The organism is Microbulbifer sp. SH-1 (assembly GCF_011326135.1).
GTDB classification, from domain to species: Bacteria; Pseudomonadota; Gammaproteobacteria; order Pseudomonadales; family Cellvibrionaceae; genus Microbulbifer; species Microbulbifer harenosus.
Genome location: NZ_CP046948.1, coordinates 3,220,001 through 3,232,921, shown reverse-complemented (window position 1 = coordinate 3,232,921; position 12,921 = coordinate 3,220,001). Strand labels below are relative to the sequence as shown.

Here is a 12,921-nt window from a genome sequence, read left to right as displayed (position 1 = left end):
ATAAAGTCAACCGAAAATTACCGTGAGCTAGCGCCCAAAATTCTTAGGTAGCATCTTGGTTTTGTCAAAATTGTGCACTTGGCACGGTCCGCTGCCCCAAAAAAGGGAAATAGAAAAAGAGAAGGCGCACGATTCATCTGTAATGGCTGTGTAATGGCGTTGATGAATATCATGCCAAAACGGATGCCTGGCGCGCTTGAGCAGATAAGTGCGTCAAATTTAGTTGAGTTGTGTCACAGTTTGAGCGGATAATCGCCGGGCACTGGAGTGCGCTACCGAATGGCCACGGCGCCAATAAAAATTACCTCTTTCTAGAAACGAAATTCGGCCCAGTATATGCATTGACATCTACGGGAGATGGTTAAAGGGGTATAACACAATAAAGGTAGGAACCACTGCTCCCCAGCAGTGACGTCGGTGTTTTTGCCGACCTTGATGAGTACATGGAATAGTTTGGGGCCGATGCCTCGTAAAATCAGGGGGTTCTTGTGGAACAGGGATGGGTCCGCAATCGTCAGAGTCGTATTACCGCGCTTTATCGCTTGTTCGATGTCCTGCTTATCCAGGGTATTCTTTACGCGTGTCTCACATTTTTTGAGGTCCCACCGGGTAAAGACTGGCTGATAGCAGGTCTGCTTGCGTCCGTCAGCTTTGCATTTATAGCGGAATCGGTAGAGCTATACAGATCGTGGCGGGGTGAGACGTATGTTCGAATCCTGGGTACCGTCACAGTTGCCTGGGTAGCTGTGTGCATTTTTCTGATTCTTCTCGCCTTTTCATTCAATACGTTTTCCGCCGATTACAAGCGACCCGCAGTAATTGCATGGCTTGTATCTACATTATTTGGCCTGGCTTTCTGGCGATTCTGTCTGCGTCAGGTTCTGTTTTCGATACGCTTGCGCGGACGCAATACCCGTAGCGCTGTCATTATTGGCTGTACCGATGCCGGCTATAAGCTGGCGGATGACTTGATGACGAATCCACAGTTGGGCATACACGTAGTCGGTTTTTACGACGTTCCAGAGTTCCAGGATCGCAGCGCAAGAGAGCGTAATTGCACCCGGTTTCCCATTCTCGGCACGGTGGATGAAGCGGTTGCCAAGGGGCGCGCCGGAGGTCTTGATGTCGTATTTATTGCATTACCGATGCGGGCAGAGGATCTCATCAGTGAAACACTGGATAAATTTTCTGACACTACTGCGACCGTCCACATTCTGCCGAACTTTTTTGTGGCCAAAATGCTGCATGCGCGCTGGCATCAGGTTGGAAGCAGCAGCCTGCTCAGTGTATTTGATACGCCAATACAGGGTTTTGATGGTTGGCTTAAGCGACTAGAGGATCTGGTCCTCGCATCAATAATTCTCACTGTCATTTCACCGCTTATGTTGTTTGTGGCGGTAGCCGTAAAGCTTTCATCTCCGGGACCAATCATCTTCAAGCAGCGGCGCTATGGTCTCGATGGCAGAACAATATATGTCTGGAAGTTCCGCAGCATGACGGTAATGGATGACGGCGACGAAGTACAACAGGCGAAGATTGGTGATCAACGAATTACTGCTGTTGGAAGAATACTACGACGCACGTCTCTGGATGAGCTTCCGCAATTCTTCAACGTTCTACAGGGTACCATGTCAATTGTTGGTCCCAGACCACATGCGGTCGCGCACAATGAGGAGTACCGGAGTCTGGTTAATGGCTACATGCTTCGCCATAAAGTGAAGCCGGGAATTACGGGGCTCGCACAGATCAAAGGTTTTCGTGGAGAGACAGATACCCTGGACAAAATGAGCCGGCGTGTCGAGTACGATCTCGAGTACATTCGCCGATGGTCGATATTGCTTGATCTGCGCATAGTATTTTTGACTGTTTACCGTGGTTTCTACCATAAAAATGCGTATTAAAGGTTGTTTAATGACATCACGATAGCAGCACTCAAAATACAACAGGACAATGAAATGAAGCTTGTACAAGTCGACACACTTGCATTTGCTTTTATACGCTGTCGCCGGAGGAGCAGACCTCGCATCATACTTCTGTGGACCTTGATGGCGGCGAGCCAGTCAGGATTTGCCGTTACGATAGCGTTGCCAGCAAACATCGAACTAGACAGTACGGCTACCGTAGAGGTTCAATACGATGACAACGTCTTCCTGGCGGCAGAAAACGAGCAGGACGACTGGGTCACAAGGACGATGCCTGCGCTGGACATCTCAAGAGAGGGCACGGCGACCAGCTTTTCCGGAAGTTTCTCCTTGGCCAATAGCCACTATCGCAACAGCAGTCGACAGAGTTTTAATGATTATGTAGGAAATTTCGACTGGCGGTGGCGTGCGGCGAATTTTCTCGAAGTGCAGACGTCGGTCAACTATACGGATTTAGCGCAAACAATTAGCGGGAATCCGGATGGTGGTCTGGATCCTATCTTGATAGAAGGACAGAGAACGCGACGGCCAAGCGCAGATGTTACCTTCGTACTGGGACGCCAGGGTAGCAGTGCACAGGGAGTTATTCGCCATGCTAAGCAAAAGAACGCATTTGAGGATCCCGCGCGGGATTTTGCAACGGCACGTTCTTCGATCGACATGAATTATTCGCCCAGTAACCGAGTAATGCTGGGAGTTCAATTGGCGAATACTGAGTTCGATTATGTTGATCTCGGTGTGGTTCCGGATCGCGACAGCCGAGAGATTCTTGTACTGGGTACTGCGGAGTACAGACTGGCGAAAACCAGGCTGGGGCTAAGGGCGGGGCGCCTGAATAAGGACTTCACGCTTAATGAGCGGCAAGACTTCGCTGGCCCTCGCTGGGATGTATCAGCGTCTTGGAGCCCAAAAACATACAGCACGCTTTCAATTACCACCGGCAGAACGGTGCAGGAGTCACCGGGTACTGCGGACTTTGTGGATGTCGAGAGCAGTGTGTTTTCCTGGTCGCACCAGTGGACCGGAACTCTTGACAGCACACTTTCTTATAGTCGCACGGTGGGAGAATTTGTGGGGGAAGCCAGTACCAGCAACGTGTTGCGATCGAACCTCATGATTCGCTACCAACCGGCAGACTGGCTGAGGCTTTATATGGGATTCTCGAGGCTGGAAAACCAGATTTCCACTACGGCGAGTGGTATTGAGAACAGTCGGTATATGTTGGGTGTGGAAGCACCGCTGTAGAGCGCAATGGATATAGCAATATGCACAGCATGAGACGAATTCTCTTTTACCTGGTTGTTACAGCGTGGTCTTTTTCGGTGGCTGGAGAGCTTACTGCGGATACGGCGGAATATCGTATGAATGCGGGAGACCGGATTTCGATCCGTGTATACGGAGAAAGCGACCTGAGCGTCGACGCTATACTCGGTGAATCTGGAAGTATCAACTATCCATTTTTGGGTGAGGTCGAAGTGGCCGGCCTTACGCCGACAGAGCTTGAAGCAAAGATATTCAAAGGTCTCGAAGGGGACTACCTGGTTAATCCAAGTATCACGGTGACGATCACGCAGTATCGTCCGGTATTTATTTATGGTGAGGTTCAGGTTCCGGGAGGATACAGCTACCAGCCCGGCCTCACCGTGGGTAAGGCTGCCGCATTGGCTCAGGGGCTTACCGAGCGTGGTTCCGAAAGCCGGATATATCTTACCCGGGAGGGAATGCCGGAAGGCAAGAAAATGCGCGTCAGTTTGTCTACAAAACTGCAACCTGGCGATGTGATAACTATTGAGCAGGGGTTTTTCTGAATACAAGTATGGAGAAAAATGTAATCAACGCTGACGAGGCGGCCCCCTCTCCATTGGGGAATATAGATTTTATTGCCCTGTTTTTCGCTGTCTATGAAAAAAAATGGTACATCATAGCTTTTGCGCTAGTGTTGACGGCCGCGGCCTATTTTGCTGTCCAGAACATCCGCGACAGGTATCAAGCAACAGCTACATTATTAATTGGAGGCAGTGAGGCCAATCTCATTTCCATCCGCGACGTGTATGACGTTGGCGCGCAACGTAGAGAGTTTCTAATGACTCAGGTGGAAATGTTGCGATCGCGGGGTATTGCAGAACGTGTAGTGGACTCTCTGAACCTTGAAGATCATGATGAGTTTAATCAGCCAGTGAAGCCCACTCTCGTCGGAAGGCTCAGGGCGCTGATTGGGATGGAGGCCGAACGGCCAATCGTCGATCCTGCAACTCAGTCGCGGCAGAAGCGGGAATTCATCGTCAACAGTATCTCCAAAGGTATTGTGGTTACACCGGTTAGAAATACCCAGCTGATTAAGCTCTCCTACGAAAGCTACTCCCCAAAACTGGCGGCCGCAATACCGAATGCGGTTGTAAACGCGTATATCGCGGAACAGCAGAGGGTCCGCGCCGATGTCACGGAAAAGGCAACCAGTTGGCTGAGTGAGAGGCTTGAAGGTTTACGCGGTAAGCTGGAAGCGTCCGAGCAGGCGCTGAATCAATTCCAGCAACAGGAGGATCTTGTCGATCTTCAGGGCGTTCGCGGGCTGGCATCGCAGGAACTGAATGAAACGATGGATCAGTTGCTTGAGGCGAAGCGGGAACTGAAAGATGTCCAGTTACTGTACAGTCAGGTGCGGCAAAAAAATCTCCCCGAGGAGGCTTTGCTGAATCAACCTGAAGTTCTCAATAATCCTCTGGTCCAGGCGGCGCGTCAGGCGGAAACCAATGCATTGCTTGGGGTCACGGAATTGGCGCGGCGCTACGGACCAAAACATCCTGTCATGCAGGCAGCGCAGGACGAGCTTGACAATGCGCGTGCGCAATTGCGCAGTGAAATAAGGAAGCTTGTCGCGAGTATCGAGGTCGACTATTTCCAGGTTAAAGGAAAAGTCCAGTCGCTTGAGGAGGAGCTCTCCCATGCTAAAGCGGATCTGCAAACTGTCGCGCAAAAGGAAATTCGCTACGATGAGCTGAAGCGGGAAGTGGATGTCAATACTCAGCTTTACAATACCTTCCTGACACGCTTCAAGGAAACAAGGGAGGTATCCGGCTACGAAACAGCAGCGGCGCGTCTGGCTGACCCCGCAATTGTACCGCGCCGCGCAATGGCGTCTAAAAAGCGCTTGCTGATATTGTTCGCCTTTGTTGCCAGCGCGGGCTTGGGTGTCGCCATCGTCGTTTTACTGGATCTGCTGAAGAGTGGAATACGCGATCCGCAGGACGTAAACAGAAAGCTGGGTTTCCCCTTGATGGGGATGGTTCCCAAAGTTGCGATAGCCGAGCATGACGCGCTGCCTTTGTACAGCTACTTTGACGCTGGACACGGTCAATTTGCAGAGGCAATTCGCTCACTTCGGACCGGCGTGGTTCTTTCCCGTGTTGAGAACAAAGCCGAAGTTATCTGTATTACTTCTTCCGCTCCATCCGAGGGGAAAACAACGGTTGCCATCAACTTGGCATTCTCGTTGGGCCAGCTGGAAAGGGTGCTGTTAATTGACGCAGACATGCGACGGCCCTCCATTGGCCGTCGCTTCGAAGTGGCACCAAGCAGACCGGGCCTCGCTGATCTGCTCTCGGGGCGTTTCTCTATCGACGAGTGTATTGTCAGGGACAAGAAAAGCGGCATTGACATCATCCCCGCGGGCATCCGTCCGGAAGACCCACAGCGACTGCTGGGATCGGTACAATTCCAGAGTGTGCTGAAAGAGTTGCGGACCAAGTATGACCGCATCCTTATTGATACACCGCCTGTCCAGGCGGTAAGCGATGTGCTGGTAATTTCCAGGTATGTCTGTTCGCTGCTCTATGTAGTGCGGGCCGAAGACACCCGCATGGGTATCATTCGAGCAGCCATTTCCCGTCTACTCAGTCTTGGTGTCAAGCCGGAAGGAGTCATTCTCAACAGTGTGACCATGGATCGCAAGAGCGCCTATTCCGATCAGTATTATGGATACTATCCCGAGTACTCTTAGTGGCGAATGTTTTAGTCGCGATTATTTCGCATTCCGGTGGGGGGTGATTGACCCGCTCGCCCGCGTTATGCGCCCTTGCAGTTGATACCGATACCTGCGGCTTTACGGACATACAGTATTCATGATCGACCTGCATAGCCATATCCTCCCTGGAATCGACGACGGCCCCAGGTCATTTGCCCAGAGCCTGGAACTTATCCGGGCTTCGGCGGCAAATGGTATTACCCATATTGTGGTTACGCCACATATCCATCCCGGGCGCTACTTGAACACTTCCCATTCGCTCGAGCTGGCTTTCCGGGACTTCCTTTCTTGTCTGGCGGCCGAGGAGGAACTCGGCGTTCAGCTGGCCCTCGCTGCAGAGGTGCGGATCTCTGACGAACTCTTGTATATGGCCTCCAAGCAACAGCTTCCCGCGTTGGGGCACTGGGAGGGGGATCTGCTTGTACTGCTGGAGATGCCACACAGCCATATCCCTGCTGGCGTGACCCAATTGGTTGAGTGGCTCGCCCAGCGGAACATTCGCCCGATGATCGCGCATCCCGAACGCAACAAGGATGTTCTGCGCGATCTCGATCAAATCGAGCCCTTGGTCAGAGCGGGCTGTCTGTTTCAATTGACCGCCGGTGCGCTGGTCGGACAATTTGGCGAGCCCTCGCGCCTCTGTGCGGAGAAATTACTGAAGAAGGGGCTGGCAACGGTACTTGCCACCGACACGCACCACCTCTATCGGCGCCCACCAAATCTGGCAGAGGGGCGGCATGCGGCAGAGCAGATCATTGGAGAAACGCGGGCGTGGGCTCTGGTTCAAGACAACCCGGTAAAAATTGTCGGCGACCGCTTGTTTGCCAAGCGATAGTTCTGGCGAATCCGTTTTCTTAACGTGCAGCTCTCATACCACTAGGCCAGTGTCAGCATACCAGCTGGGATAGGCCGAGCCTGGCTGGCGGCAACGGCTACCAGGTACTCATTGCCACTTGTGCGGACAAGGCTTCGCCGCAACATTCCTTCGTGACTTTCTTTCATGGTTTTGCTGTAAGTTGCTGCGATGTAAGCGCGTGTAATTGACGGCATCCCGGAATCGTGTGTACTTTTGTATACATCGCAAGTCAGGGATTGCCATGCTTAACAAGACACAATCCATATCGGCGCGCCTTTCCGCGGACGATTACACCTACCTCATGTCCATCGACCGCAATGGCGCTATAACCCAGAGCGAAAAGGTGCGCGAGCTTATCGCCATGGCGCGGGAGTCTGTGGGTGTGGAGAGTTTTGTCCGCGCCTACCTTGCCGCCGGCGAAACCATGCTCCCGGTAAAAGCCAGATACGCTGACGAAAACCGGCGCAGCCTGCTGGTTGAGGCGCTGCTGGAACTCGTGACCGAGGGCGCCGCCGCAATCCAGGTATGTACTGGCGAGGAGCAGATCGCCCCTGCGCTCGAGCATAAGGCGCTGCCGATAGTCGATGCGTTCATGGAAAAAATACTGCTGGTGGCGCTGCAGGATGAGCCGCGACTTATCGATAGGCAGGCGGCGGCCATCATTCGCCAGCGCCTGACGGATTTACTCAAGCGCTGACACTGCGGAAAGCTCCGGTGTGAAAATATTTGCATACAACGATTGACTGACAACAAACACGAGGAAGGAACAACATGAAAGAAGGACTGATAAAACGCATTTCCCGTATCATTTCTGCTTCTGCCAATGCCCTGGTGGACTCAGTGGAAAACGCTACGCCGCAACTGGTAATGGAGCAGGCGATCCGTGAAATCGACGATGCAATCGCCGAAGTGCGCGATCAGCTCGGCAAAGCGGAAGCGGCCAAATATCTGAGCAGCAAGGCGCTGAACGATGAAAATGCGCGCCATGCAACGCTCAGTGAGCAGATTGAGGTGGCGGTGCAGCAGGGCCGCGACGACCTGGCGGAGGCCGCGATTGCCAAGCAAATGGATATCGAAGCGCAGATTCCGGTACTGGAAAAAGCCATCGCGGAAAGTGATCGGGAAATTTCCGAGCTGAGTTCCTATATCAGTGCGCTGCAGGGCAAAAAGCGCGAGATGCGCGAGCAGCTACGCGATTTCATCAAGGCCAGCGAGCACGTGAGCAACGGCACCACTGCGGAACAAACAGGCAGCAGCCGCACCACCGCCAACAAGGTGGAGCAGGCCTCTGGTGCGTTCAACCGTATTTTGGAAAATGCCGGCGTGCCCACCTCCGAGTCGAGCGCCGATACCAGCAAGCTGGCGGAGCTGGAAGAGCTTTCGCGCAGCAATCGTATCAAAGAGCGTCTGGCGAAAATTAAAACCCAGGCGGAGGTCTGATGGCGTTCTTTCTGCAAGATGGCAATCAGCTGTTCACCGGCGCCCTGGTGTTGATGTTGATGATTGCCGTACTGGAAGGCGTGATGACGCTGATCGGTGCCGGTATTTCCGACATGCTCGACAATCTCTTGCCCGATGTAGATCTGGACACACCGGATACCGAGGCGGGGGGCGTGCTCACCAAGCTACTCGGCTGGTTGCGCTTCGGTGAAGTACCGGCGTTGATTCTGTTGGTGGCGTTTCTGGTGGGCTTCGGTGTGACCGGCCTGTTGATCCAGATGATTGTAGATTCACTGTTCGGTCTGTTGTTGCCCGGCTGGCTGCTCGCAGTACCGGTATTCATGCTTGCGCTGCCACAGGTGCGTTTTGTTGGCAATCTGCTGCGCCGCTTTGCGGTGGGCGATGAGACCGAAGCCGTAGGGCGAAAATCCTTTGTTGGGCGTGTGGCGGTCATCACCATCGGCGAGGCCGCGCCCGGCTCACCGGCGGAAGCGCGCTTCAGCGACGAATTTGGCACTACCCACTATGTAATGGTGGAGCCGGATGATGGGGAAACCTTTTCACAGGGAGAAAAGGTGTTGCTGGTGGAAGATTGCGGAGCCCGTTTCCGGGTGATCCGCCCAGCCAGCCAGCACCTGACGCAAAACAACTAAATTGGAGAAAGTTACGTGATTCAGAATCTTTCCAGTATTGCGATCATGGCGGGGGCGGTGCTTATCGGCCTGATCGTTATCGGCACTATCTTCGCGCGCCTGTATACCCGCGCCTCCAAGGAGCGTTCTTTTGTGCGCACCGGTATGGGTGGACAGAAGGTCATCATGAATGGCGGTGCACTGGTGCTTCCGGTGCTGCACGAAATCATCGCGGTCAACATGAATACCTTGCGTCTTGCGGTTTCGCGCAAGGAGCAGCATGCGTTGATCACCAAGGACCGTATGCGCGTGGACGTGCTTGCGGAATTTTACCTGCGGGTGAAGCCGGACATCGATGCTATCGCCAATGCCGCGCAGACCCTGGGTATTCGCACCCTGGACCCGGAAGCGCTGAAAGATATGATCGAGGGCAAGTTTGTCGACGCCTTGCGCTCCGTGGCAGCGGAAATGCAGATGGCAGAACTGCATGAGCAGCGCAGCCAGTTTGTACAGAAAGTCCAGCAGGTGGTGTCTGAAGATCTGTTGAAGAACGGCCTTGAGCTGGAGTCTGTGTCGCTGACCGGCCTCGATCAGACCAGCAAGGAGTTTTTCAATCAGGACAACGTGTTCGATGCGGAAGGTCTCGCTAGCATGACGCGCTCCATTGAGGCGCGCCGCAAGGAAGTGAACGACGTCGAGCAGGAAACACGAGTGCAGATCGAGACCAAGAACCTGGAAGCCGAGCGCCAGCGTCTGGAGATCGAAAAAGAGAAGCGCTACGCCCACCTGGAGCAGCAGCGCGAAATAGAAAACCGCGAAGCGGCCCAGAAAGCCGATATGGCAAAAGAGCTGGCGGCTCAGGAAAAGGCCGCGCGTCAGGCAGAGATCGAGGCGCAGCGTGAAGTGGATCAGTCCCGCATCGCCGCGGAGCAGGCCACTCGTCTGTTGGAAATCGAAAAGGAAAAGCGCTTGCAGGAGCAGGAAATTGAGCGCGAGCGCATTCTCGAAGAGCAGCGCATTTCCAAGCAGAAATCCCTTGAAATTGCCGAACAAGAGCGCGCCATTGCGGTTGCGGAAAAATCCAAGGAGCAGTCACTGGCCGACCAGCAGGCCAACGTCGCTCGCGCTGAAGCCGTTAAAGCGGAAGAGCAGGTGCGCACCGCCAAGGATGTTGAGGTAGCCGAGCGCGATAAGCGCATTGAGATCATCGAGGCGCAGAAAGAAGCCGAGCGTCAGGCCACCGCCATCAAGGTGGCCGCGGAAGCGGAAAAGGCGGCCGCTGAAGACAAGGCCGAGGCGCTGCGACTGCAGGCAGCGGCTGAGGCGGAAGCCGTGCGTATCAAGGTTGAGGCGGATCGCGAGAAGTACGCTGTGGATGCAGAGGGTCAACGCCTGATGAACGAGGCCATGAACAGCCTTAGCGAAGCGCAAATCGCGCTCAAGCGTATCCTCAGCCTGCACGATGCACTGCCGAACATCATTCGCGAAAGCGTGCGCCCAATGGAGAAGATCGACGGCATGAAGATCATATCTGTGGAGGGGCTGAATGGAATCGATGGCCGCGCCAGCCGCGGTATCCTCGACAGCGATGGCGAATCCAAAGGGCAGAGCCTGCCCGAAGCACTGGTCGGCAGCGCTCTCAAGCACCGTGCCATGGCGCCACTGGTGGATTCACTGTTGAAGGAGGCCGGTGTGGGCGATTTCAGCAAAATGACCGAACCCCAGATCTGATTCTCGTTACGCGGATCTTTTCTGACATGCCCGGGCCGCTCAGTCGGCCCGGGGTTAAGCGATCAATCCCGCCCGTAAGATTGGTACCGCAATCTCCGATTCGGTCACCAATTTCCTCTTCACTGCCCTTTGCCTGTCCTATTACTAGTTAGCCTCGCGGCGCAGTCCTTGACATTGGTTACATGCGTAACTAAATTCGTTGCACCTGAAACCAAAGCGACCTTCGCTGCCACAAGCGGCGCCTCAGGTCCTATATAAGATCTCGCATAAGGAGGATCACATGGCCGATTTGTTCGAAAACCCAATGGGCCTGGACGGCTTTGAATTTGTCGAATTCACCGCGCCGGAGAAGGGCATCCTGGAAAGCGTATTCGCGGCCATGGGCTTCACCAAAGTGGCCCGCCACCGCACCAAAGACGTGGAATTGTGGCGCCAGGGCGATATCAATTTCATCACCAACTATGAACCGGGGAGTCACGCGGACTACTACGCCCGCGAGCACGGTCCATCCGCTTGTGGCCTGGCGTTCCGGGTGAAGGACGCCACCTTCGCGTATAACGAAGCACTCAAGAAGGGGGCGCAGCCGGTAAATGTGGCAACGGGTCCGATGGAGCTGCGGCTGCCGGCCATCAAGGGTATTGGCGGTGCCACTCTGTATCTGATCGATCGCTATAAAGAAGGCGAGAGTATCTATGACATCGACTTCCACTGGCTGGAAGGTGTCGACCGTCACCCCGAGGGCTGCGGTTTCCACACCCTGGATCACCTGACTCACAACGTCTATCGCGGCCGTATGGACTACTGGGCCAAGTATTACGAAGATCTGTTCAATTTCCGCGAGATCCGCTATTTCGATATCAAAGGCGAATACACCGGGCTGCTGTCCAAGGCCATGACCGCGCCGGACGGCAAGATCCGCATCCCGCTGAACGAAGAGGCGGCCGGTGGCGGCGGCCAGATTGAAGAATTTCTGATGAAGTACAACGGCGAGGGCATCCAGCACATCGCTTTCGCCTGCGACGACCTGGTGGCCTGCTGGGATCGCCTGAAAGCCCAGGGCATGCAATTCATGACTCCGCCCCCCGAGACCTACTACGAAATGCTGGAAGAGCGTCTGCCGGGCCATGGTGAGCCCACGGCGGAACTGAAAGCACGCGGTATCCTCCTCGACGGTACCACCGAGGGCGGCCAGCCCCGTCTGCTGCTGCAGATATTCTCCGCCAACATGCTGGGTCCGGTGTTCTTTGAGTTCATTCAGCGCAAGGAGGACGAGGGCTTTGGCGAGGGCAACTTCAAGGCGCTGTTCGAATCCATTGAGCGCGACCAGCTGCAGCGCGGTGTGATCGGCGGCAAAGGCAAAGAAGACGCGGCCTGAGACGGCCGCGTATCGGGAGGCCATCTATGGCAATCAAACGTATTCACCACGTGGCTTACCGCTGCCGCGATGCCAAAGAGACGGTGAAGTTCTACCGCGATCTTCTAGGCATGGAGTTCCAGCTGGCCATCGCTGAAGACAGGGTGCCCTCCACCGGGGCCCCGGATCCCTACATGCACGTATTTCTCGATGCGGGCCAGGGCAATGTGCTGGCGTTTTTCGAGCTGCCCAACTCCCCGGACATGGGCCGCGATGAGAACACCCCGAAGTGGGTGCAGCACATCGCGCTGGAAGTGGAGAGCATGGACGAGTTGCTGGCGATGAAGCAGAAGCTTGAGGAGGCCGGTGTCGATGTGCTCGGCCCCACCGATCACACGATCTTTAAATCCATCTACTTCTTCGACCCCAACGGCCACCGTATCGAGCTCGCCGCCAATACTGCCAAGCCCGGTATGCACAAGGAGCTGAAGCGGGTGGCGCAAGACATGCTGGAAGAGTGGTCGCGCACCAAAAAAGCACCGCGTCATGCGGCGTGGATGCACGGCGACACAGAATTCAAACCCCTAGATCCTTGATTTAGTTCCTTAATCGAAACAAAGAGGAAGGCACAGTGAAGTTAGCCAGCCTTAAACACGGACGCGATGGCAAGCTCGTCGTCGTCAGTGACGACCTGACCCGCATGGCGGAAGCCGGCGAGATCGCGGCCACATTGCAATCCGCCCTGGACAACTGGGCGGAGTTCGCCCCAAAGCTGGAAAGCCTGCAGCAGAGGCTGAATCGCGGCGAGATAGAGGGAGAAGCCTTCGACCAGGCGCTGTGCCACTCGCCGCTGCCGAGGGCCTATCACTGGGCGGATGGTTCCGCCTATGTCAATCACGTGGAACTGGTGCGCAAGGCTCGCGGTGCGGAAATGCCGGAGAGCTTCTGGACAGATCCACTGATGT

12 protein-coding genes (1 of these 12 running past the window's edge) are annotated in these 12,921 nt (G+C 54.8%); all 12 read left to right on the top strand.

What is annotated here, in order from left to right; translation table 11 throughout:
* Positions 1-488 precede the first annotated feature (488 nt).
* Positions 489-1,901 carry an undecaprenyl-phosphate glucose phosphotransferase gene (locus GNX18_RS13260; protein ID WP_166218686.1) on the top strand — a complete coding sequence of 471 codons (1,413 nt, stop codon included), beginning with the start codon at positions 489-491 and terminating at the stop codon, positions 1,899-1,901.
* A gap of 54 nt (positions 1,902-1,955) precedes the next feature.
* Positions 1,956-3,167, top strand: a complete 1,212-nt coding sequence (locus GNX18_RS13255; protein ID WP_166218684.1) for an outer membrane beta-barrel protein — start codon at positions 1,956-1,958, stop codon at positions 3,165-3,167.
* Positions 3,168-3,187: 20 nt separating this feature from the next.
* Positions 3,188-3,730, top strand: a complete 543-nt coding sequence (locus GNX18_RS13250) for a polysaccharide biosynthesis/export family protein (RefSeq protein WP_205827912.1) — start codon at positions 3,188-3,190, stop codon at positions 3,728-3,730.
* Between the two features lie 8 nt (positions 3,731-3,738).
* Complete coding sequence (locus GNX18_RS13245) at positions 3,739-5,919, top strand: polysaccharide biosynthesis tyrosine autokinase (RefSeq protein ID WP_166218682.1); 2,181 nt, start codon at positions 3,739-3,741, stop codon at positions 5,917-5,919.
* A 121-nt stretch (positions 5,920-6,040) separates the two neighbouring features.
* Entirely contained in the window at positions 6,041-6,778 is a 738-nt protein-coding gene (locus GNX18_RS13240) for a tyrosine-protein phosphatase (protein ID WP_166218680.1), read from the top strand.
* Positions 6,779-7,040: 262 nt separating this feature from the next.
* Entirely contained in the window at positions 7,041-7,496 is a 456-nt protein-coding gene (locus GNX18_RS13235) for a hypothetical protein (RefSeq protein WP_166218678.1), read from the top strand.
* 74 nt (positions 7,497-7,570) lie between these two features.
* Entirely contained in the window at positions 7,571-8,239 is a 669-nt protein-coding gene (locus tag GNX18_RS13230) for a PspA/IM30 family protein (protein ID WP_166218676.1), read from the top strand.
* Positions 8,239-8,892, top strand: coding sequence for a YqiJ family protein (locus GNX18_RS13225; protein ID WP_138236581.1), 654 nt, complete (start codon positions 8,239-8,241; stop codon positions 8,890-8,892). Before GNX18_RS13230 ends, GNX18_RS13225 begins: the two co-directional genes overlap by 1 nt.
* 15 nt (positions 8,893-8,907) lie before the next feature.
* Positions 8,908-10,602, top strand: coding sequence for a flotillin family protein (locus GNX18_RS13220; RefSeq protein WP_205827910.1), 1,695 nt, complete (start codon positions 8,908-8,910; stop codon positions 10,600-10,602).
* 280 nt (positions 10,603-10,882) lie between these two features.
* Positions 10,883-11,977, top strand: a complete 1,095-nt coding sequence (hppD, locus tag GNX18_RS13215; RefSeq protein WP_138236580.1) for a 4-hydroxyphenylpyruvate dioxygenase — start codon at positions 10,883-10,885, stop codon at positions 11,975-11,977.
* A 26-nt stretch (positions 11,978-12,003) separates the two neighbouring features.
* Positions 12,004-12,552 (top strand): VOC family protein, encoded by a 549-nt coding sequence (locus GNX18_RS13210; RefSeq protein WP_166218674.1) that lies wholly within the window; start codon positions 12,004-12,006, stop codon positions 12,550-12,552.
* A gap of 35 nt (positions 12,553-12,587) precedes the next feature.
* A protein-coding gene (locus GNX18_RS13205) for a fumarylacetoacetate hydrolase family protein (RefSeq protein ID WP_166218672.1) crosses the window boundary here: on the top strand, positions 12,588-12,921 show its beginning. It continues 674 nt past the right edge of the window; only the first 334 of its 1,008 coding nucleotides appear in the window; the start codon lies at positions 12,588-12,590; the stop codon falls past the right edge of the window.